Below are 20,450 nucleotides of genomic sequence, written 5' to 3' on the forward strand. Positions count from 1 at the left end.
AAATATTAGGTCTGCCCACGGCGCCCTTGCGATGAGTGCCGAAACATGGAGGTCAGATGTCATACGAGAGCACTGCGCAGCCCATCAAAGTCGGCTATTTGATGGACTTCACCCTGCCGCCGGGTTTTCCGGAAGAACTGATGGCCTCGTTCACCCAGACGTTTGACCTGGTGTTCGAGGAGGCAGTCGCGCAGGGGCTGATGGATCGGCCGGTGCAGATGATCTACCGCGAGGTGGAGGGTCTGCCGAAGGGGTCGGTCAAGGCAGTCATCGACGCCTACGGCGAGCTGGTCGACGAGGGCTGCCTGGTGGTGTTCGGGCCGAACATCACCGACAACTGCGTGCCACTGCGGGAGGCGATCGAGGACCGCTTCAAGGTGCCGGCGATCAGCGTCACGGGAACCGACGACTGGCTGGGTGAGTGGACATTCGCCTTCCCCCAGGGGTCGATGACCGACGAACCCATCTTCCTGGCGGATCTGGTATCCAAGCGGGGCCTGACCGAGATCGGCGTCCTGGTCGAGCAGAACCTCATCGGTGACAGCTATTTGAAAAACTTGCGAACTGCATGTGCGCGCAAGGGTATTCGTATCGTCGCGGAAGCCGCGATCGCACAGACCGCCCAGGACATCAGCGCCGCGGTGAGCACCCTGCACGAGGCGAAGGCCGAGGCGATCGTGCATCTCGGTTTCGGTTTCGGCATTGTCTTCATCAACCCCGCACTTGAGGCCGTCAACTGGGACCCCCCGCGTTTCACCACCACCGCATTCCAGAATGCGTGGGTCAACCCGATCATGTGGAATGCGTTTCTGGGCTGGGTCGGGGTCGACCAGTACGACGAGGGAAACGCCGTCGGACAGGCCTGGTTGGACCGGTATGCGAAGCGGTACAACGGGAGTCGCCCCGAGTACTGCGTGTCGGTGGTCAACCACGACGTCGCTGCCACGCTGGTGCGCGCCTTCACCGATGCGCATCCGTTGAGCCCGCGCGGGGTCAAAGAAGCGCTGGAGCGCGTGAAGATGATGCCCGCGGCATCCGGCGCGCCGGGAACCCGGGTGTCCCTGGGGAAGTGGACGCGACGCGCATGGATGGGGCCGGGATATCTGGTCGCGCGGACCCTCGATGCGGACGGCATCAATTCGCACCTGGTCGACCGGTTCGGAGCGGAATGACATGACGACACAGGAATCCCCACCGTCAGAAACCCGGGTCGACCGACCGGCGCGCAAAGGCCCGAACTGGGGCCGGGTGATCGCTCTTCTCGCGTGGCTCGGCTTTCTCGGCCTGTTCATCGCAGTCGGCCGCACCGACGTGGACCCGCGCGTGGCCAACCCGAACGTCGACGGGCGGCCTCGCCCGGTCGGGTTCCTGACCGCGTTCGATCACTGGCAGATCATCCCGCAGGTGGGTGCCGTGACCATCGTCGTGGTGTTCACCGTCATGTTCATCGTCGGCTGGCGGAGAAACCCCGGCAGTCCGGTACTGCTCATGGTCCTGTGCACGACGCTGATCGTCTGGCAGGACCCGATCATGAACTGGTCGCCGTACGCGGTGTACAACCCGATGCTGCTGCACTGGCCAGAGAACTGGTACCTGATCATGATGTCGCCGACGGTGGAACCGTTCATCGTGTTCGGCTACGTGTTGTTCTACTTCGGGCCGTACTTCCCGGCGATCTGGATTCTGCGCAAGCTGCAGGCCAAGCGCGGCCCGGAAGCGTTCGTCACCCGGCACCCGCTGGTCAGCCTGGGCGCCCTGGTGCTGGTGATCGGGTTCATCTTCGATGCCATGCTGGAAGTCAGCCTGGTGCGGACCGGCCTGTACATCTACTCGCAGGCGATTCCGTTCGGAACATTGTTCCCCGGCAGCACTTTCCAGTTCCCGCTCATCTGGGAATCGCTCTCGGTGACGTTCGTGATGATCCCGGCGGCCATCCTCGTCTATCGCGACGACACGGGAAAGTCGGTGGCCGAGAAGCTCGCTGCGAAGGCGAGGCTCTTCCCGACGAAGCCCGTACTCGGCGCGTTTGTGGTGATGTTCGCGATCATCAACGTGTCGTACTTCGCCTACGGTGGCTGGTTCTGGGCGATCAAGGCCAGCGGGCTCGCCACCTCGGTCGCCTGCCCGTGGCCGTATCCCGAGGCCAAGATCTACGACCCCCAGGGCTACTACCGGGCCAACGGTGCCGAGGGGCCGTACTCGGTGGGCAAGTGGTCCACCTGGCAGCAGGGACCGTCGCGTAACCCCGACGTCGAGTTGGGTTCGAAGAGCGATCGGTGCGCAACGGGGAACCAGCATGGCTGAGCGCACAGTCCTCATCACGGGTGCGTCCCGTGGGCTCGGCTTCGCATCGGCCACGCACCTTTATCGCGAGGGGTGGCGCGTGGTGGCTGCGATGCGCTCGCCGGATCGCGGGATGACACTGCTGCGGGAGGCGACGGGCGCGAGGGATGATGACGAGCGGCTGATCGGCATCCAGCTGGACCTCACCGACGCCGCTTCGATCGCCGCGGCGGCCAAGGGCATCACCGAAACCGTCGGCGCACCGCATGCGGTGGTTCACAACGCCGGGATCTCGGCGGCCGGAATGGTCGAGGAGACGCCCGCGGATCTGTGGGAGCGCATGTTCGAGACCAACGTCTTCGGCCCGGTGGCGCTCACCAAGGCACTGCTGCCGTCGATGCGAGACGCCGGGCGGGGCCGCATCGTGCTGATCTCCAGTGCTGCCGGGGTTCGTGGAATGCCGGCCACCGCACCATATTCGGCGGTCAAAGGGGCGCTGGAACGGTGGGGGGAGTCGATGGCCGGCGAGGTCGGGCCGTTCGGGATCGGCGTCACGATTCTGGTCACCGGTACCTACGACACGGAGATCATCACCGACGCGGGCACGACGGACGTCCGCGACCTGAACGGACCCTATGCTCGCCACCACCGCACGATGGACAAGCGGGGGCGGGCCATGATGAAGCGCGCGGCCCGGCCCCCCGAGAAATTCGCCGTGGGACTGGCCAAGGCACTCGACAGCCCGAAACCCTTCGTCAAGACCGCTGTCGGCCCGGACGCACGAATGTTGTTGATCGCCAACCGGTTGCTGCCCACGGCGGGGTTGCACCAGATGACCCGACTGATGATGGGCATCCCGCGGTTCGGCGCATTACGAGGGGAAGGCGCAGGCCATGACTGACTTCGAAGCGAGGATGTTGATCGACGGCAAGCTCGTCGAAGGTGAGGCAGGAGCGTTCGCCAACATCAACCCGGCGAATGAGGACGTGCTCGGTGAGGTCTCGGACGCGTCGAAGGCCGACATGAACCGGGCCATCGACGCGGCCCGCCGGTCGTTCGACGAGACCGACTGGTCGACCGATCATCAACTCCGCAAGCGGTGCCTTGAGCAACTGCACGAGGCGATCGAGGGCGAACTGGAGGAGCTGCGCGAGGAACTCATCGCCGAAGTCGGTGCACCGCGCGCCGTGACACACGGTCCCCAACTCGACGCTCCGTTCGCCGACGGGCTCAAATACCCGGCCCGGCTGATCGACACCTTTCCGTGGGAAACCGATCTGGGCGATACCGTCGTCTCCGTCACCGGCGTGAACACCACCCGCAAGGTATGGCACGAGCCGGTCGGCGTGGTCGGTGCCATCGTGCCGTGGAACTTCCCGTTCGAGGTCGCCGTCAACAAGCTGGGGCAGGCCCTGGCGACCGGTAACACCGTGGTGCTCAAGCCTGCACCCGACACGCCGTTCAATGCCACGCGGCTCGGCCGGCTGATCGCCGAGAACACCGATATCCCAGCGGGTGTGGTGAATGTGGTGACGGCATCGGACCATCTCGTCGGCGAGGAACTAACCCTGTCACCCAAGGTCGACATGATCTCGTTCACCGGCTCCACGGCTGTGGGTCGGCGCATCATGGAAAAAGGTGCCGCGACGATGAAGCGGCTGTTCCTCGAACTGGGTGGCAAGTCGGCGACGATCGTGCTGGAAGATGCGGATTTCAACACCGCATGCTTGATCGGTATCGGCCCGTTGCTGCACGCCGGGCAGGGCTGCGCGGCTCCCACTCGAATGCTGTTGCCGCGCTCCCGCTACGACGAAGGTGTGGCGATCCTCAAGGCCATCTACGAGAACATCACCCCCGGCGATCCGCAGGATCCCGGAACTCTCTGCGGCCCGGTCATTTCAGCCAAACAGCAAGCCCGCATCCTCGGCTACATCGCGAAGGGTGTCGACGAAGGTGCCACGTTGCTCGTCGGCAGTACGCAGGCGCCGACGGCTCTCGGTCTCTATGCCAAGGGTTTCTGGGTCAGCCCAACCCTTTTCACCGATGTCGACAACTCGATGACCATCGCGCAGGAGGAGATCTTCGGACCGGTTCTCGTCGTCATCCCCTACGAGGACGAGGATGACGCCGTCCGGATCGCCAACGACAGCCCGTACGGGCTCGCCGGCAACGTCATGTCGGGCTCGCTGGAGCGGTCGCTCGCCGTCGCGCGCCGGCTGCGCGCCGGGTTCATCGGGCTCAACGGCACCGCAGGTTACGGCGCGGACACCCCGTTCGGCGGTTACAAGAACAGCGGCGTCGGCCGCCAGAACGGCATCGCCGGATTCGAGCAGTACACCGAGATCAAGTCCGTCGCATACCCGGCCGGCTAGGAGGAGACAGCTTTGTCACAGCTATTTGACGACCTGGAGGACTTCGGCTCGTTCGACGACGCCGTCTCGGGAGATGTGCGGGATCCGTTCCCGGAGCTCGCCAGGCTTCGCCGTGAGGAACCGATCCAGCGGATCGACATGTCCGCGATGCCGGGAGAAGCGGGCAAGCCCGTCTTCATCGTGTACCGCTACGAGGACGCCCAGCAGATGCTGCGCGACAACGTGACGTTCTCGTCGTCGGGTGTCATCGCAGCGTTCGGTCCGGTGCTCGGCGAGCGCGTGATGCTGGGCATGGACGAACCGGTGCACGGCCGGTTGCGTTCGTTGGTGTCGAAGGCGTTCTCGCAGAAGGCCTTGACGCGTTGGGAAGACGAACTGGTCGGCCGAGTCGGCAACGAGCTCATCGACAAGTTCGCGGGCAAGGGTAGGGCCGACCTGGTCAAGGAGTTCACCTTCGACTATCCGAGCCGGATCATCGCGGGGCTGTTGGGATTGCCGGAAGCCGACTATCCCCAGTTCCAGCGCTGGTCCATCTCGCTGCTGAGTTGGATCCTGAATCCCGAGCGCGGTCTGGCGGCTTCGGCCGCGTTGTGCGAGTACTTCGATCCGATCCTGCAGGCCCGTCGGGCCGAGCCGAAGGACGACATGATCAGCCTTCTCGCCGAGGCCGAGATCGACGGCGAGAAGCTCACCGATGAAGAGATCTTCTCCTTCCTCCGGCTGCTGTTGCCTGCCGGAGTGGAGACGACGTACCGGTCACTGGGCAACCTGCTGTTCGGGTTGCTCTCGGACCCGACGCAGCTGGAGGCGATCCGGGCTGACAGATCACTGCTGCCACAGGCCATCGAGGAGGCGGTGCGCTGGAATCCGCCGCTGTTGACCATCACTCGGACCAGCACCTGCGACACCGAGCTCGGCGGGGTGCACATCCCCGAAGGCTGTTCGGTGATGCCGATGCTCGGCTCGGCGAACCGGCAGGACGATCGGTGGGAGAACCCCGACGAGTTCGACATCTTTCGGACCGCCAAAGGGAACCTCGGCTGGGGTCACGGTGTCCACGTGTGTCTGGGCATGCACCTGGCACGGCTGGAAATGCGCACCGCCATCAACCTTCTGCTCGATCGGCTGCCCAATCTGCGGCTGGACCCGGACGGAGGCGACGCGCACATCCGCGGGCAGGTCTTCCGGTCGCCGACCTCGCTACCGGTGCTGTTCGATGCGGCCGCCCGATGACCGAACTCCGTTACGACGGTCGGGTGGTGATCGTGACAGGCGGGGGCAGAGGCGTCGGCCGTAGTCATGCACTGTTGCTGGCCTCGAAGGGCGCGCGCGTCGTCGTCGCCGACTACGGCGTGGACATCGACGGTGCCGGCTCCTCGGCTGGACCGGCCACCGAGGTGGTTGCGGAGATCAAGGCGGCAGGCGGTCAGGCGGTGCCCTGCTTCGCGTCGGTAGCCGACGAGGCCGGAGCCGCCGCGATCGTCGACACCGCCCTGCAGACCTACGGGCGCCTCGATGCTCTGATCAACAACGCGGGTATCCACGTCGCGGGCGCTCTCCTCGACCTCAGCACCGATCAGTTCCGCTCGATGCTCGACGTCCATTACTTCGGAACGCTTTTCGTGACCAGGGCGGCCTGGCCGCATCTCGTGCAGGCCGGCTACGGCAGGGTAGTCAACACCGTGTCCGAGGCCATGCTGGGCGGGATACCCGAACACACCGGCTACGGCGGCGCCAAGGGCGCGGTCTTCGGGTTGACCCGCACCCTCGCCGGCGAGGGTGCGGCACACGGGATCCTCGTGAATGCGATCGCGCCGCGCGCGTTCACCAGGATGTCGGCGGCGCAATCCGACAAGATCGCCGCCAACCACGGCATTTCGACAGAACTCATGGACCAGATCAACGCCGCCATGCCGCCTGACCTGTGCGCGCCCGCGGCGGCATTCCTGGCACACGATTCCTGCCGGCTGTCCGGGGAGATCCTGCGGGTCGGCCTCGGCGGAGTTGCCAGGATCGCTGTGGTGGCTTCGCAGGGCATCAGCCAGACCTCGTTGACCGCCGAGGACATTGCCGAAAACCTCGGCACGATCATGGATCTCAGCGCCGGGCAGGTCTCGGAAGCAGTTTCCAGCCGACCCGTACAGGAGGCGAATCAATGACCCAAAGCCGTGCCGACTTCGAGACGGTGGATTTCTTCACCGACGAGTCACTGGTGCCCGACCCGTACCCCTACTTCGACCATCTTCGGTCGAAGTGCCCTGTCACCCAGGCGACCCCGTTCAACGTCCTGGCAGTGACAGGCTACGACGAGGCCCTGGCCGTTTACAAAGACCCGGCTTTCTCTTCCTGTGTGTCGGTCGCGGGCCCGTTCTCGGGGATGCCGTTCGGGCCGGGGGACAGCGACGACGTCACCGACCTGATCGAGCAGCACCGCGCCGCGGTGCCGATGGCCGAGCACATCACCTCACAGGATCCGCCGGTACACACCCGCACCCGCGGTCTGATGAACAAGCTGATCACGCCGAAACGCCTCAAGGAGAACGAGGAGTTCATGTGGCGGCTGGCAGATCAGCAGCTCGACACCTTCATCGACAAGGGCGGCTGCGAATTCCTGGCCGACTACGCAAAGCCGTTCTCGCTGCTGGTGATCGCCGATCTGCTGGGCGTACCGGCCGAGGATCACGAGGAGTTCAAGGCGGCGTTCGCGCTTGAGACGGTCGGTGAACTCGGCAAGGAGGCACCGACGACGCACAATCCCCTGCAGTGGCTCAACGAGAAGTTCTACGCCTACATCGAGGACCGCAGGCGCACGCCACGCGACGACGTCCTGACGGGGTTGGCACAGGCCAAATATGAGGACGGCTCGACGCCCGAGATCGAGGACGTGATGAACCTGTCGACGTTCCTGTTTGCCGCGGGAACGGAGACCACCACCAAGCTGGTGAGCTCGGCGGTGCGGTTCATCGGTGACAACCCGGGATTCGAGAAGCTGCTGCGCGAGGACCGCAGCAAGATACCGGCCTTCCTCGAGGAGACGCTGCGCCTGGAAAGCCCCGTCAAGTCGCACTTCCGGATGGCCGGCAAGACCACCAGCATCGGTGATGTCGAGGTTCCGGCGGGGACCACCGTCATGGTCCTTCCCGGTGCGTGCAACCGCGACGAACGGAAGTTCCCCGAGCCCAACACCTTCCGAACCGACCGGGCCAACGTGCGCGAACAGATCGCGTTCATCCGCGGTGTCCACTCCTGCCCGGGTGCCCCGCTGGCTCGCGCGGAGGGCCGGATCTCGCTCAACCGGATCCTCGACCGGATGGGTGACATCACGATCTCGACTGAGCATCACGGCCCGTCGGACAACCGTGACTACACCTACGAACCGACCTTCATCATGCGTGGGCTCAGCACGCTGCACATCACCTTCACACCGCTGCACTGACACCGCGAGCAGACGCAGACTCGCCAGAGAAAAGGAGCACCACATGACCGGAAAGCTCGACGGCAAGGTCGCTTTCATCACCGGTGCAGCCCGCGGGCAGGGGCGGGCGCATGCAATCGCGATGGCCAGAGAGGGCGCCGACATCGTCGCCGTCGACATCTGCCGCGACATCCCGTCCAATCCCTATCCACTGGCCACACCCGAGGATCTCGCCGAGACCGAACGGTCGATCAAGGAACTCGGCCGACGTGTCGTCGCGCGGGTCGCCGATGTCCGCGAGCGCCACGAACTGCGCGATGCGGTCGAAGCGGGCATCGCCGATCTCGGCAAGATCGACATCGTGGTTGCCAATGCCGGCATCCTGCCGATGGCGATGGGCAATCCCGATCCGATGGGTTTCGTCGATGCCTCCGACGTCGACCTACTGGGGGTGATGAACACCGTCGCGGTGGCGATACCGCATCTGCCCGACGGCGCATCGATCATCGTCACCGGTTCCACCGCCGGCATGATCCGCGGTACCACCACCAGTCCCGACATGGGTCCGGGTGGCGCTGGTTACGGTTGGAGCAAGCGGATGGTTATCGAGTACGTCAACGAGATGTGTCTTCACCTGGCGTCGAGGATGATTCGGGTCAACGCGATCCATCCGACCAACTGCAACACTCACCTGCTGCAGAACGAGGGCATGTACGGGGTGTTCCGCCCCGATCTCAAAGCCGCAGGCAAGACGGCCACCCGCGAAGATGCCGAGCCGCTGTTCAACCTGTTCCAGGCCATGCCGATTCCGTACATCGAACCGGAGGACATGGCCAATCTCGGGGTGTTCCTCGCCAGCGACGACAGCCGGTACATCACCGGCCAGCACATCCGTGTCGATGCGGGTTCACTGCTCAAGTGGCCCAACGGACCTCAGTAGGTCTCACCCGGGTCGGTGCAGGAAGCCATGGAGGAGTGCCTGCACGAGCTCGTCGACGATCGCCTCCCGCGCCGGGGGGCGATCGTCGAAAAAGGTCGAGCGCAACGCCACCATGCCGACGATCAACGCCACTGCAGAATGGGCTCGCAGGTCCGGTTGCGTCGATCGAAATCCACGCAATTGCATGCCCTCCGTGCTGATTTGGCCGAGCAGGCCAAGAGCTCGTCTGATGTCGGCAATACCGGTGTTCTCGGCGTCTTCCTCGCTGAGCCCGTCCGACGCGACGAGGGTCAACAGCAGGCCTTTGTGCTGCAGGAGCACATCGTAGAGTCGCCCGGCGAACTGCCGGGTCAGCTCTTCCTCGTCGGTCTCTTCGGGCACCACGGCCTGCCAGGTCTGTCCGAAGTCGTCGACGAAATCGGTGAAGGGAAGCACCATGGCTTCCCGGAACAGCCCGGCCTTGGAACCGAAGTGACGAAACAACAGGTATTCACTGACATCGGCGGCCAAGGCGATCTCGCGGGTGGTGGTGCTGCGATAACCCTGGCGGGAGAACAGTTCACGCGCCGCGTCGAGCAGGAGTCTGCGGGCCTCACCACGGGGTCGGCGTGTGGCCGCACCCGAACGTCCCTGCGGCATCGCCGATCTCCTGACTGTCCGTACCCGGCCGTCTCCACTTTCAGCCTAGGCGACCTTGACCCACGACTTTTAATAGTGTCCACTATTAAAAGTCGCGAAACTCGTGTCCCCAGGAGGTGGCAGTGGGCGCAATCATCATGTTGGGCACCCTGTTTGGCTTGATAGTCCTGATCGTGGGTCTGGTGCTGTATTTCGATCCGGAGGCGCGTGGCACGCCGCCGCAGCCCGCATCGGGCTCGGAGGTCGAGGCGTGAACGTGCAGTTCCTCATCAATGCCGGTGTGGCCTTCGCCTACATCACCGGTCTGGGTTTTCTTGCCGTGGGCATCTACCTGAGCGTGCGCCGCGGCCGGTTGCACCCGTTGCTGCTGCTGTGTATCTCGGCACTCTCGTTTTCCTGGATCGAGGCGCCCTACGACTGGGCGATGTACGCCCAGTTCCCGCCGGCGCTCCCGCGGATGCCGTCGTGGTGGCCGCTCAACATGACCTGGGGCGGGCTGCCCTCGGCGGTACCGGTCGGGTACATGGGGTACTTCGTCCTACCGGCGATCATCGGTGCGGCGCTGGGGCGGTCGGCGATCCGGAAGTGGCACTGGCGACGTCCACAGACACTGTTGCTGGTGGGCTTCGCCGTCGGGTTCTGCTGGGCGCTGTTCTTCAACGCGATCATCGGCGCGCGGCTCGGCCTGTTCTACTACGGCTACGTGATCGAAGGCCTCGGCCTGTGGGAGGGGACCAAGCACCAGTACCCGATCTACGACGCCATCGCTATGGGAGTGCAGATGATGGTGTTCACCTACCTGCTGGGCCGGACCGATGAGCAGGGCCGCAACGTCATCGAGGTGTGGGCGGACAAGATCTCGAAGACCCGGGTGCAGTCGGCGGTGGTTTCGGTGATCGCCGTCATCGTGGTCGGGCACGCGGTTTACGCCTCGGTCTTCGCACCGCATCTGGTCACCAAACTGGGCGGATGGGTGACCGTGGGACCGACCGAGCAGTTGTTCCCCGGGGTCGCCAATCAACCGCGGTAGCGGAGCCGAGGGGGCTAGCATCGCAACACATGGCGTCGCTACGCCCACATTATGAGACGTTGCAGTCGATCTACGACATCTCAGACGAGTTCTTCGAGCTGTTCCTGGGTCCCACGATGGGCTACACGTGCTCGTACTTCGATCGTGCCGGCATGTCGCTCGAGGAGGGGCAGAACGCGAAGTTCGATCTGGCGCTGTCCAAGTTGGATCTTCAGCCCGGCATGACGCTGCTCGACATCGGCTGTGGCTGGGGCGGGGGATTGCAGCGCGCCGTCGAGACGTATGACGTCGACGTCATCGGTCTCACTCTCAGCCGGTCACAGCGCGACTACGCCGAGGCCAAGCTGGCCAAGGTCCCGAACGGCCACCGTGTCGAGGTGCGACTGCAGGGCTGGGAGGAATTCGACGAGAAGGTCGACCGGATCGTGTCGATCGGTGCGTTCGAGCACTTCGGCCACGAACGTTATCCGGCCTTCTTCAAGATGGCCTACAACGCGCTCCCGGCCGGCGGGTCGATGCTGTTGCACACGATCTGCGGCATCACGCAGGCCGACGCGGTCCGGCTGGGAATCCCGTTGACCCTGAACGTGGCCCGGTTCGTCAAATTCATCATGGCCGAGATCTTCCCAGGCGGCCGGTTGCCCACGACACCGATGGTCGAGGAACATGCCCGAGAAGCCGGGTTCGAGGTGGCCAGGGTGCAGCCGATCGGCCAGTACTACCCGAGGACCTTGGAGGAGTGGGCGGCCAACCTGGAGGCACATCGTGACCAGGCCATCGCCCTGCAGTCCCAACAGGTGTACGACCGGTACATGAAGTACCTCACCGGTTGTCCGGACCTCTTCCGCGGCGGATACCTCGACGTCAATCAGTTCACGCTGCGGAAGTAGCGAAGGGCGTTACCGCCGACCCGCGATCTCAGTAGTTGTTGCAGCTGCCCGCGATCGAGTTGATCGGCCCGAAGTACTCCTGAGCGGCCGGGCTGGCCTGCAGCTGAGCCACCGTCTGCTGGCGCTGGGCCGGGCCCGACGCCAGGAAGTTACGCAACGCACCCTGCGCGAACGGGGATGCGTTGAACTGCTGGGCCAGATCCGGACGCTGCGCGTTGAGCGCCGCCATGACCTGCTCGTAGCTGCATGTCGTGTTGACCACGCCGCTGAAATCGGGTTGGGCGGATGCCACTCCCGTCACCAGCGGAACGGACAGGGCCAGACCGCCGAGAGCGGCCGCGATGTACTTGAAAGACTTGCTCACCTGCTGGAAACCCCCATGTTGTTCGCCCAAGAAGGCGACGCCTTGTACGTTTGCCGGACCCGACCTCATTCGAGGCTAACAGGCGGCAGACGTACAAGGCGTCCTAGCGAAACCGCTTCCGGTCCGCGTCAGTCGATGACGGCGGCTTCCTTGCGCTCGGTGATCGGCCGGGCCAACTCCTGTTCATTACAGATGCGCTGCAGCTTCTCAAGGGTCTCGTCCAGGCCGGGACCCAGCTTCTTCCCCGGCGTGAAGCGCGCCGGCAGATTTCGCATGCCCTGAATGACGCCGATCGTGTCGTAGTGCACGGTGCCCTCGGGGTCGCACACATAGTCCGGCATCCGGTCCAGGACCGCGGTGAGCATCGACTTGAACACCGTGCGCGCCACGTTCGAACCCACACAGCGGTGCACTCCGATGCCGAAGCTGAAGTGCCGGTTGCCCTTCCGATCCAGGACGATCTCGTTGGGCTTGTCGAACACCGACGGGTCGCGGTTGGCCATCGCCCAGGACAGCCACAGCCGCTCGAACTGCTTGAACTGCTGCCCCTCGACCTCGACGTCCTCGGAGAACGTCCGGCCGTCGCCGGGCGCCGGAGTGAAGAAACGCAGGAATTCCTCGGTGGCCGGGTCGAGAAGGGTGTCACGCTCGTCGCTCAGCCGGGTGCGCTCATCGGGGTGCTCGCCCAGCCATTCCAACGCATGCGCGGTGAGTGCTGTGGTGGTGTCGAAACCGCCGCCGATGACCAGCCCGAGGTTGCCGAGGATCTCCATGTCCGGCGCCGGTTCACCATCGATGCGTAGTTGCAGCATCGCGTTGACCAGTCCGGGCCGCGGCGTCTCCCGGATCTCCATCATGTTGTTGATGATGTCGATACCCATCTCGCGGTGCTGCTCGTTGATCTTCTCGCGATCGGGGGAGTGTTCGGGTGTGTACACCGACGCATGGGTGGGCTCGCTGTAGACGTTCCACTTCTTGAGCTCGATGCCCATCATGGCCAGGGTGAACACCGCGGGCACCACGTTGGCCAGATGCTCGACGAAGTCGATCTCGCCGGACTCGATGTGCTCGTCGAGTGCGGCGCGGGTGATCTCATCGACGAACGGCACCCACCGCTTGATGGCGGCAGGGGACAGGTACGGGTTCAGTGCACCGCGGTAGGCGCTGTGCTCCGGCTCGTCCATCTCCAGGATGCCGCCACGAACGACGGTGGCACGGCTGGCCTTTGGGATGGTGATGCCCTGAAATGGGGTCTCACCGCTGATGTCGTGGTGATTGGACACCGCTGGACAGCGAGCCAGCTCGAACACATGCTTGCTGTCCGCGGCGATCCAGTGCCCGTTGTAGACATCGGTCCAGGCCATCGGGCACTTGGCCTGCATTTCCTCGGTGATGTCCTGGAACTGCTCCCGGTACTCCGGGGTATGCCGGTCGAAGTGGATCTTGTGTTTCTTGCGGTCGTCGTCGGTAACGACATCACGGTCGATACTCACGGCGTTGTCTCCCTTTGTCATTGGCGGGCCTGATCGGGCCGGCGTCATTCCTCGATGAGGATGGCCTGCTCGGGGCAGGAGTGCGCTGCTTCTCGGACCGCGTCCTCCTGGTCGGCAGGCACCACGTCCGACACCGGAGATGAATGACCGTCGACATCGTCGAGTTCGAACGAGTCGGGTGCGATCATCGCGCACAGGGTATGCCCCTGGCAGCGGCTGGCATCGACCGAAACCTTCACTACTTCAGCTCCTTTCGAACCAATTGATCCGGCATCACACGTGGTAGTCGTACCACTTGAGGTAACCGCCGGCGTCGACCCGCAGTTGCATGCCGGTGACGTAGCGGGACTCTTCCGAGGCCAGCCACAGCACGGCGTTGCTGATGTCCTCGGGCTCGATGAAGTTGACCTTCATTGCCTGCTGCACACCGAACACCGGCTCGGCATCGGCGCGGGTGGGGTTCTCCAGGTCCGGCCGGAACGAGCGGTACATCGGCTCGCTCTGCAGCATGTTGGTGTTGCAGTTGGTCGGGTGGATGACGTTGGCGCGGATGCCGCGCACCGCAAGTTCGGTGGCCAGCGCATGCACGTATTCGGAGATCAACCGCTTGGAGATCATGTAGCCCATGCCGCCCGGATCGGCGCCCGGGTTGGGCTTGTTGTGGGCGTCCATCAGCGCGGCGGCAGAAGCTGTCGCGATGATCGAAGCGCCTTCCTTGAGGTGTGGCAGCGCGACCTGGATGGCGTTGATGGTGCCGACGAAGTTGGTGTTGATGCCGTCGGTCCACGCCTGCATCGCAGGCTGACCCTTCATCGCAGCGATGCCGGCCTGCGCGACGACGATGTCGACCTTGCCGAACTCCGCGAGTCCGGAGTCCAGCGCGCTGCGCAGTTCGGCCTCGTTGCGGACATCGGCCTGGGCGGTGACGATGCGTCGCCCGGTCTTCTCGACGTAGTTCTTGGTCTCTTCGAGGTCTTCGGCCGTGGCCATCGCATAGCCGACGGTGTCGTAGTTCTTACAGATGTCGACCGCGATGATGTCGGCGCCCTCTTCGGCCAGCCGGATCGCGTGACTGCGGCCCTGGCCGCGTGCCGCGCCGGTGATGAACGCGACTTTCCCGGCAACCCTGCCTTCTCCGCTGTTTCCCACAATTGTCCTTTCGCTGATGATGTTTCGGGTGCGCCTGCGCGTCAGGTGTTACGGCCGCCGTTGACGCCGAGGATCTGGCCGGTGATGTAGCCCGCCTCTTCGGAGACGAAGAAGGCACAGGCGGCGGCGATGTCCTCGGGCTTGCCCATCCGGCGCACCGGCGTCTGCGCGATCTGCTTGTCGGTGTCTCCGAGGAAGCCCTTACCTTCGGCCTTGCGCAGCATCGGGGTGTCGATGAAGCCCGGCGGCACGGCATTCACGGTGATGCCGTTGGGGCCGAGTTCCAGCGCCAGGCTCTTGGTCAAGCCGTTCACCGCGGACTTCGCCGCGACATAGGGCGACATGAAGGGCTGGCCGGAATGCGTGCTCGACGACGAGATGTTGACGATGCGACCCCAGCCGGCCTCGAGCATGTCGGGCAATACCGCCTGGATGCAGTGGAATACGCCGTTGAGATTGACGTCGATGATCTGCTGCCACTTCTCGAACGAGACGTCGCTGAAACGCTTGAAGCAGTCCAGGCCCGCCGCATTGACCAACACCGAGATCGGACCGAGTTGGGCACGAACGGCATTGAGCGCGGCGTCGACGGCGGCGCGATCGGTCACGTCGGCGACATGGGCGAACTCGTCATCCGAGGGCTGTAGGTCGAGAACCGCGACATTGAGGCCGTCGGCGCGCAACCGGGCGGCGATGGCCGCTCCGATACCGGAACCTCCTCCAGTGACAACGGCATTCTTCATGACAGTTCTCCGGTCGCCGGGCGGGGCCGGACTTTCTCAAGGGTCAAGAATCATCCTTCCGATTATGAGAACCGTACTCTCGGAGCGGTGTTCCCCGCAAGATCCGGGCTCAACGTGAGCGCCTCCTGTGTAGATAGTGGATCTGCAGCGAATAGGGCATGACTAGCTGATCTAGCTTTCACTTGAGTTCTCATCGAGCGAATGTATGATTCGCCGGTGATGAGAATGCAGTTTCCATCACAGTAGGGAATCGCCTGAGGAGGATGATGCAGCAGGAAGCGCCGACCATCGCGGCAGAACAGCGGGCTGACCGGAAGTTGTTGATCGGCGGAGAGCTGCGCGAGACGCCGCGGACGTTTCCTTCCGTCAATCCAGCTACCGGTGAGGTGTTCGGCTACGCGCCGGACGCAACGGTCGCCGATGCCCAGGCTGCGGTCGCCGCGGCCAGGCAGGCATTCGACCACACCGACTGGTCCACCAACGCCGAGTTCCGGGTCCATTGCCTGGAGCAGCTGCACCGGGCGCTGGTCGAGAACCGCGACGAACTGGCCGCGCTGACCACCACCGAGGTGGGAGCCACCGCGGCATTGTGCGCCGGTGCCCAGCTGGACGGACCGATCGACATCGTGCGGTACTACGCCGACCTGCTCAGGACCTACCCGCTGACCGAGGACCTCGGGAACATCGAGAGCCGCGGCATGCAGCATCACCGGTGGGTAGAGAAGGAAGCGGGCGGCGTGGTGGCCGCGATCATCGCCTACAACTATCCGAACCAGCTGGCCCTGGCCAAGCTGGCGCCCGCGCTGGCCGCCGGCTGCACCGTGGTGCTGAAGTCCGCTCCGGACACCCCGCTGATCACGCTGGCTCTCGGCGAGCTGATCGCCAACCACACCGACATCCCGGCCGGCGTCGTCAACGTGCTGTCGGGTGCCGACCCGGAGGTGGGCGCGGTGCTCACCACCAGCCCGGACGTCGACATGGTGACCTTCACCGGTTCCACGCCCACCGGCCGGCGCATCATGGCCGCGGCGAGTGAGACCTTGAAGAAGGTGTTCCTGGAGCTCGGCGGCAAGTCCGCCGCGATCGTCCTCGACGATGCCGACTTCAACACCGCCGCGGTGTTCTCGGCCTTCAGCATGGTCACCCACGCGGGTCAGGGCTGCGCGCTGACCTCACGGCTGCTCGTGCCGGCCAAACACAAGGACGAGATCGTCGAACTGATCAAGGCGAACTTCGGGCACGTGCGGTTCGGCGACCCGACCGACCCCAAGACCTACATGGGTCCACTGATCAGCGAGAAGCAGCGCGACAAGGTCGACGGCATGGTCAAGCGCGCCGTCGAGGCCGGGGCCACCCTGGTGACCGGCGGTGAGAAGGTCGACCCCGGCTACTTCTACACGCCCACGCTGCTGGCCGATGTGGACCCGGACAGCGAGATCGCCCAGGAAGAGGTCTTCGGACCGGTGCTCGCGGTGATCGCCTACGAGGACGACGACGACGCGGTACGCATCGCCAACAACTCGATCTACGGGCTTTCCGGCGCGGTGTTCGGCAGCGAGGACCGCGCTCTGGCCGTGGCCCGACGGATCCGGACCGGCACCTTCTCGATCAACGGCGGCAACTACTTCAGCCCCGACAGTCCGTTCGGCGGATACAAACAGTCGGGCATCGGTCGGGAAATGGGGACCGCAGGACTCGAAGAGTTCATGGAGTCCAAGACGTTCGCGCGGGTGTTGTCATGACCGGCCCGCTGCAGGGCGTCCGCGTTCTCGAGGTCGCGATGTACGGCTTCGTCCCCTCGGCGGGAGCCGTGCTGGGGGAGTGGGGTGCCGACGTCATCAAGGTCGAGCACGCCGTCACCGGCGACCCGCAACGCGGCCTGCGTCAGACTGGGCCGCTCAAGGTCGAGGGCGACCCCAACCCGAACATCGAGCACGCCAACCGCGGCAAGCGCAGCATCGGCCTGGACATGTCGGTGCCGGAAGGCAAAGAGATCCTGCTCGAGCTGGCGAAAAACGCCGACGTGTTCCTCACCAGCTTCCTGCCCGGCCACCGGCAGAAGTTCGGCATCGACGTCGACGACATCCGCGCGGTGAACCCGAACATCATCTACGCCCGCGGCAGTGCGCTGGGCCCGCGCGGTGAGGAGTCGGTGAAGGGCGGTTACGACATGACCGCCTTCTGGTGCCGCGCCGGCACCGCCGCGACCATCACCCCGGCCGGGATGGCGGGAATGATCGCACCGCCCGGGCCGGCCTACGGGGACACCATCTCGGGCACGAACCTGGCCGGCGGCATCGCGGCGGCGCTGTTCAAGCGTGAGCGCACCGGCGAGCCGTCGGTGGTCGACGTGTCCCTGCTCGGCAGTGGCCTGTGGTCGATGGGCCACACCGTGGCGTTGACCCAGCACCTGAACCAGTTGATGGTGACACCCCCTCCGGGTGTGCACGGGTCGCCGATCAATCCGCTCGTCGGGTTGTACGGAACCGCCGACGACCGCTACATCTCGTTCGTGATGATGCAGCCGACCAAGTTCTGGGCCGACGTGTGCCGGCACATGGATCTGGAGAGCTACATCGACGATCCGCGGTTCGCGACTGCCGAATCGTTCGCGGAGAACACGCCCGACGCGGTCGAGATCCTCACCGAGGCGATGAAGAAGCGAACTTTGCCAGAGTGGAGCGAGCGATTCACCACGCTCGCCGGTCCGTGGGCTCCGGTGCAGGACACCCTGCAGGCGGGACAGGATGCCCAGATTCGGGCCAACGAGTACCTGGTGCAGGCGGGCGAGCTTGAGTTGGTCGCCAACCCAGTGCAATTCGACGTCACGGCGCCGAGCACCGGACCGGCCCCGGGCTTCGCCGAACAAACCGACGACATCCTGGTCGAACTCGGTCTGGACTGGGATCGCATCATCGAACTCAAAACCGCCGGCGCGGTCACCTAGGCCGCCTCCGTCATGCCTCTCGTCGCTTCCGCCGCTCGTTGTCCGTCGTGGGCTGCTGCCACTGCAGCCCACGACACGAACGGTGCTGCATGCGACCTGGGCCGACCCAATTGTCAACTACCCGAGCAAGTTCTACGTTATTTGCCTCCGCGACAGATACCGGGTCCGATAGCATCAGGCACTCGGGGGCCGGTCACGGGGGGAAATCTGTCCGGTTTCACCGGTGCGTCCGGTGAAACGCACGAGGCCCGCGGGAAACAGGAGGTGCGTCAGATGTCCGAACGCACCCCGCACTTGCTCTTCCTCATGAAAGGCAATGTGCTCCAGTCATATTCGCATGTGTCCGAGCGCCCAACCGGCCGGTTGGCACGTGCCGGCGCGGAGGTTGCGGCATGACCCGACCCGGGCTGCCGGCCGCACCGCATGTAGTAGTTCCGTTCGAGCACCCGTGCGGTGAAGCACTTAACATCGGCGCACCGACCGCGGTGTCGGCAGCGACGTGCCGGGACAGGAGTTCTGATGGCAGATAAATGGTCAACCGGAGTATCGCTACGCAACCTGTCGGGCCCGATGCAGGCCGTCGGGGCGCTGTTCGCGATGTCGCTGGACGCCATCCGGTTCATCTTCAAGCGTCCGTTCCAGGGCCGGGAGTTCCTCGAGCAGTGTTGGTTTGTGGCACGCGTGTCGATGGCGCCGACGCTGTTGGTGGCGATCCCGTTCACCGTGCTGGTCAGCTTCACCCTCAACATCCTGCTGCGCGAGCTCGGTGCGGCCGACCTGTCGGGCGCGGGCGCTGCCTTCGGTGCGGTGACCCAGTTGGGCCCGATGGTGACGGTGCTGATCGTCGCCGGCGCCGGGGCGACGGCGATGTGCGCGGATCTGGGTTCGCGCACCATCCGCGAGGAGATCGACGCCATGGAGGTGCTCGGCATCAATCCGATCCAGCGTCTGGTGACGCCGCGGATGCTGGCTTCGGGCCTGGTGGCCCTGCTGCTCAACAGCCTGGTGGTGATCATCGGCATCCTGGGTGGCTACGTGTTCTCGGTGTTCATCCAGGACGTGAACCCGGGTGCCTTCGCGGCCGGGATCACCCTGCTGACCGGTGTGCCGGAGGTGATCATCTCGTGCGTCAAGGCCGCGCTCTTCGGCCTGATCGCCGGACTGGTGGCCTGCTATCGCGGATTGACGATCACGGGCGGCGGTGCCAAGGCAGTCGGCAACGCCGTCAACGAAACCGTGGTGTACGCCTTCATGGCCCTGTTCGTCATCAACGTGGTCGTCACGGCCATCGGTATCCGCATGACGGCGCACTGAGGCAGGGGACGCAATGGGAACGATGACGATCCTGCGGTCGACCTATCCGCGGGTCAGCAGGCAGTTCAACAAGCCGGTGTCGACGCTGAGCCGGATCGGCGATCACACGCTGTTCTACCTCAAGGCACTGGCGGGCACCCCGCACGCGGCGTTGCACTACCGCAAGGAACTGGTCCGGCTGATCGCCGAAATCAGCATGGGTGCAGGCACCTTGGCCATGATCGGCGGAACCGTCGTCATTGTCGGGTTCCTGACCCTGGCCACCGGCGGTGTACTGGCCATCCAGGGCTATTCGTCGCTGGGCAACATCGGCATCGAAGCCTTGACCGGGTTCCTGGCGGCCTTCATCAACGTCCGGATCGCCGCGCCGGTGGTGGCCGGCATCGGCCTGGCCGCCACCTTCGGCGCCGGCGTCACCGCCCAGCTCGGTGCGATGCGGATCAACGAGGAAATCGACGCGCTGGAGGCCATGGCGATCCGGCCCGTCGAATACCTGGTGTCCACCCGCATCGTGGCGGGGATGATCGCCATCACCCCGCTGTACGCGATCGCGGTGATCCTGTCCTTCCTGGCGTCCCAGTTCACCACCGTGGTGCTGCTCGGGCAGTCGGGCGGCCTGTACGACCACTACTTCACGACGTTCCTCAACCCGATCGACCTGCTGTGGTCGTTCCTGCAGGCCGTCCTGATGGCCATCACCATCCTGCTGATCCACACCTACTTCGGCTACTTCGCCTCCGGCGGGCCATCCGGGGTCGGCGTCGCGGTCGGCAACGCCGTACGAACCTCGCTGATCGTCGTGGTCTCGGTGACCCTGCTGGTGTCACTGTCCGTCTACGGCTCCAACGGCAACTTCAACCTGTCGGGATAG

Annotated in this window: 21 protein-coding genes; 15 read left to right on the forward strand and 6 right to left on the reverse strand. The window is 64.7% G+C overall.

Annotation, left to right across the window (positions count from 1 at the left end):
* Positions 1–56 precede the first annotated feature (56 nt).
* From AC4LGL_RS24930 to AC4LGL_RS24965, 8 genes are read left to right on the forward strand one after another with little or no spacing between them, the layout of a single operon-like run.
* A complete protein-coding gene (locus AC4LGL_RS24930) occupies positions 57–1,172 on the forward strand; it encodes an ABC transporter substrate-binding protein (RefSeq protein WP_491841104.1) in 1,116 nt (371 codons plus the stop codon).
* 1 nt (position 1,173) lies between these two features.
* Positions 1,174–2,304 (forward strand): spirocyclase AveC family protein, encoded by a 1,131-nt coding sequence (locus tag AC4LGL_RS24935; protein ID WP_491841105.1) that lies wholly within the window; start codon positions 1,174–1,176, stop codon positions 2,302–2,304.
* The gene (locus tag AC4LGL_RS24940; RefSeq protein ID WP_491841106.1) at positions 2,297–3,184 is read left to right on the forward strand and encodes an SDR family oxidoreductase; all 888 of its coding nucleotides are present in this window, start codon (positions 2,297–2,299) and stop codon (positions 3,182–3,184) included. The genes AC4LGL_RS24935 and AC4LGL_RS24940 overlap by 8 nt, the downstream gene beginning before the upstream one ends.
* On the forward strand, positions 3,177–4,655 hold the full coding sequence (locus tag AC4LGL_RS24945) for an aldehyde dehydrogenase family protein (RefSeq protein WP_491841107.1): 1,479 nt from the start codon (positions 3,177–3,179) through the stop codon (positions 4,653–4,655). The genes AC4LGL_RS24940 and AC4LGL_RS24945 overlap by 8 nt, the downstream gene beginning before the upstream one ends.
* Positions 4,656–4,667: 12 nt before the next feature.
* Complete coding sequence (locus tag AC4LGL_RS24950) at positions 4,668–5,888, forward strand: cytochrome P450 (protein ID WP_491841108.1); 1,221 nt, start codon at positions 4,668–4,670, stop codon at positions 5,886–5,888.
* Positions 5,885–6,814, forward strand: a complete 930-nt coding sequence (locus AC4LGL_RS24955) for an SDR family NAD(P)-dependent oxidoreductase (protein WP_491841109.1) — start codon at positions 5,885–5,887, stop codon at positions 6,812–6,814. Before AC4LGL_RS24950 ends, AC4LGL_RS24955 begins: the two co-directional genes overlap by 4 nt.
* On the forward strand, positions 6,811–8,091 hold the full coding sequence (locus tag AC4LGL_RS24960) for a cytochrome P450 (RefSeq protein ID WP_491841110.1): 1,281 nt from the start codon (positions 6,811–6,813) through the stop codon (positions 8,089–8,091). Before AC4LGL_RS24955 ends, AC4LGL_RS24960 begins: the two co-directional genes overlap by 4 nt.
* A gap of 43 nt (positions 8,092–8,134) precedes the next feature.
* Positions 8,135–9,010 carry a mycofactocin-coupled SDR family oxidoreductase gene (locus tag AC4LGL_RS24965; protein ID WP_491841111.1) on the forward strand — a complete coding sequence of 292 codons (876 nt, stop codon included), beginning with the start codon at positions 8,135–8,137 and terminating at the stop codon, positions 9,008–9,010.
* A 3-nt stretch (positions 9,011–9,013) separates the two neighbouring features.
* Here the strand turns inward: AC4LGL_RS24965 and AC4LGL_RS24970 are convergent, their stop codons facing one another.
* Positions 9,014–9,649 (reverse strand): TetR/AcrR family transcriptional regulator, encoded by a 636-nt coding sequence (locus tag AC4LGL_RS24970; RefSeq protein ID WP_491841112.1) that lies wholly within the window; start codon positions 9,647–9,649, stop codon positions 9,014–9,016.
* Positions 9,650–9,771: 122 nt separating this feature from the next.
* Between AC4LGL_RS24970 and AC4LGL_RS24975 the strand changes: the two genes are divergently transcribed.
* Genes AC4LGL_RS24975 through AC4LGL_RS24985 form a run of 3 tightly spaced genes read left to right on the forward strand, consistent with a single transcriptional unit; the run spans position 9,772 to position 11,569 of the window.
* On the forward strand, positions 9,772–9,903 hold the full coding sequence (locus tag AC4LGL_RS24975; RefSeq protein WP_491841407.1) for a hypothetical protein: 132 nt from the start codon (positions 9,772–9,774) through the stop codon (positions 9,901–9,903).
* Positions 9,900–10,679: a spirocyclase AveC family protein gene (locus AC4LGL_RS24980; protein WP_491841113.1), complete on the forward strand. Its 780-nt coding sequence runs from the start codon at positions 9,900–9,902 to the stop codon at positions 10,677–10,679. Before AC4LGL_RS24975 ends, AC4LGL_RS24980 begins: the two co-directional genes overlap by 4 nt.
* 29 nt (positions 10,680–10,708) lie before the next feature.
* Complete coding sequence (locus AC4LGL_RS24985) at positions 10,709–11,569, forward strand: cyclopropane mycolic acid synthase family methyltransferase (RefSeq protein WP_491841114.1); 861 nt, start codon at positions 10,709–10,711, stop codon at positions 11,567–11,569.
* A 28-nt stretch (positions 11,570–11,597) separates the two neighbouring features.
* Here AC4LGL_RS24985 and AC4LGL_RS24990 read toward each other — a convergent pair whose 3' ends face one another.
* The 5 genes from AC4LGL_RS24990 to AC4LGL_RS25010 form a co-directional block, all read right to left on the reverse strand.
* Positions 11,598–11,933, reverse strand: a complete 336-nt coding sequence (locus AC4LGL_RS24990) for a hemophore-related protein (RefSeq protein ID WP_064886229.1) — start codon at positions 11,931–11,933, stop codon at positions 11,598–11,600.
* Positions 11,934–12,061: 128 nt separating this feature from the next.
* Positions 12,062–13,426, reverse strand: coding sequence for a cytochrome P450 (locus AC4LGL_RS24995; RefSeq protein ID WP_491841115.1), 1,365 nt, complete (start codon positions 13,424–13,426; stop codon positions 12,062–12,064).
* A 44-nt stretch (positions 13,427–13,470) separates the two neighbouring features.
* Positions 13,471–13,665, reverse strand: coding sequence for a ferredoxin (locus AC4LGL_RS25000; RefSeq protein ID WP_491841116.1), 195 nt, complete (start codon positions 13,663–13,665; stop codon positions 13,471–13,473).
* A 34-nt stretch (positions 13,666–13,699) separates the two neighbouring features.
* Positions 13,700–14,575 (reverse strand): mycofactocin-coupled SDR family oxidoreductase, encoded by an 876-nt coding sequence (locus AC4LGL_RS25005; RefSeq protein WP_491841117.1) that lies wholly within the window; start codon positions 14,573–14,575, stop codon positions 13,700–13,702.
* A gap of 41 nt (positions 14,576–14,616) precedes the next feature.
* Positions 14,617–15,318 (reverse strand): SDR family NAD(P)-dependent oxidoreductase, encoded by a 702-nt coding sequence (locus AC4LGL_RS25010; RefSeq protein WP_491841118.1) that lies wholly within the window; start codon positions 15,316–15,318, stop codon positions 14,617–14,619.
* 263 nt (positions 15,319–15,581) lie between these two features.
* On the opposite strand from AC4LGL_RS25010, the gene AC4LGL_RS25015 reads away from it, so the two are divergent.
* The 4 genes from AC4LGL_RS25015 to AC4LGL_RS25030 all read left to right on the forward strand — a co-directional run bounded on the left by AC4LGL_RS25015 (position 15,582) and on the right by AC4LGL_RS25030 (position 20,450).
* On the forward strand, positions 15,582–17,060 hold the full coding sequence (locus tag AC4LGL_RS25015; RefSeq protein WP_491841119.1) for an aldehyde dehydrogenase family protein: 1,479 nt from the start codon (positions 15,582–15,584) through the stop codon (positions 17,058–17,060).
* Positions 17,057–18,265 carry a CaiB/BaiF CoA transferase family protein gene (locus tag AC4LGL_RS25020; RefSeq protein ID WP_491841120.1) on the forward strand — a complete coding sequence of 403 codons (1,209 nt, stop codon included), beginning with the start codon at positions 17,057–17,059 and terminating at the stop codon, positions 18,263–18,265. Before AC4LGL_RS25015 ends, AC4LGL_RS25020 begins: the two co-directional genes overlap by 4 nt.
* Before the next feature lie 519 nt (positions 18,266–18,784).
* The gene (locus tag AC4LGL_RS25025; RefSeq protein ID WP_055115885.1) at positions 18,785–19,579 is read left to right on the forward strand and encodes an MlaE family ABC transporter permease; all 795 of its coding nucleotides are present in this window, start codon (positions 18,785–18,787) and stop codon (positions 19,577–19,579) included.
* Positions 19,580–19,592: 13 nt separating this feature from the next.
* Positions 19,593–20,450: an MlaE family ABC transporter permease gene (locus AC4LGL_RS25030; RefSeq protein WP_055115883.1), complete on the forward strand. Its 858-nt coding sequence runs from the start codon at positions 19,593–19,595 to the stop codon at positions 20,448–20,450.

This window comes from Mycolicibacterium arcueilense (assembly GCF_058536225.1).

Coding starts and splice junctions, on each gene's coding strand:
- AC4LGL_RS24935 (WP_491841105.1), top strand. CDS start 1,174: ATGACGACACAGGAATCCCCACCGTCAGAAACCCGGGTCGACCGACCG.
- AC4LGL_RS25025 (WP_055115885.1), top strand. CDS start 18,785: ATGGCAGATAAATGGTCAACCGGAGTATCGCTACGCAACCTGTCGGGC.
- AC4LGL_RS24945 (WP_491841107.1), top strand. CDS start 3,177: ATGACTGACTTCGAAGCGAGGATGTTGATCGACGGCAAGCTCGTCGAA.
- AC4LGL_RS25010 (WP_491841118.1), bottom strand. CDS start 15,318: ATGAAGAATGCCGTTGTCACTGGAGGAGGTTCCGGTATCGGAGCGGCC.
- AC4LGL_RS24955 (WP_491841109.1), top strand. CDS start 5,885: ATGACCGAACTCCGTTACGACGGTCGGGTGGTGATCGTGACAGGCGGG.
- AC4LGL_RS24940 (WP_491841106.1), top strand. CDS start 2,297: ATGGCTGAGCGCACAGTCCTCATCACGGGTGCGTCCCGTGGGCTCGGC.
- AC4LGL_RS25020 (WP_491841120.1), top strand. CDS start 17,057: ATGACCGGCCCGCTGCAGGGCGTCCGCGTTCTCGAGGTCGCGATGTAC.
- AC4LGL_RS24985 (WP_491841114.1), top strand. CDS start 10,709: ATGGCGTCGCTACGCCCACATTATGAGACGTTGCAGTCGATCTACGAC.
- AC4LGL_RS25030 (WP_055115883.1), top strand. CDS start 19,593: ATGGGAACGATGACGATCCTGCGGTCGACCTATCCGCGGGTCAGCAGG.
- AC4LGL_RS24930 (WP_491841104.1), top strand. CDS start 57: ATGTCATACGAGAGCACTGCGCAGCCCATCAAAGTCGGCTATTTGATG.
- AC4LGL_RS25015 (WP_491841119.1), top strand. CDS start 15,582: ATGATGCAGCAGGAAGCGCCGACCATCGCGGCAGAACAGCGGGCTGAC.
- AC4LGL_RS24965 (WP_491841111.1), top strand. CDS start 8,135: ATGACCGGAAAGCTCGACGGCAAGGTCGCTTTCATCACCGGTGCAGCC.
- AC4LGL_RS24970 (WP_491841112.1), bottom strand. CDS start 9,649: ATGCCGCAGGGACGTTCGGGTGCGGCCACACGCCGACCCCGTGGTGAG.
- AC4LGL_RS24960 (WP_491841110.1), top strand. CDS start 6,811: ATGACCCAAAGCCGTGCCGACTTCGAGACGGTGGATTTCTTCACCGAC.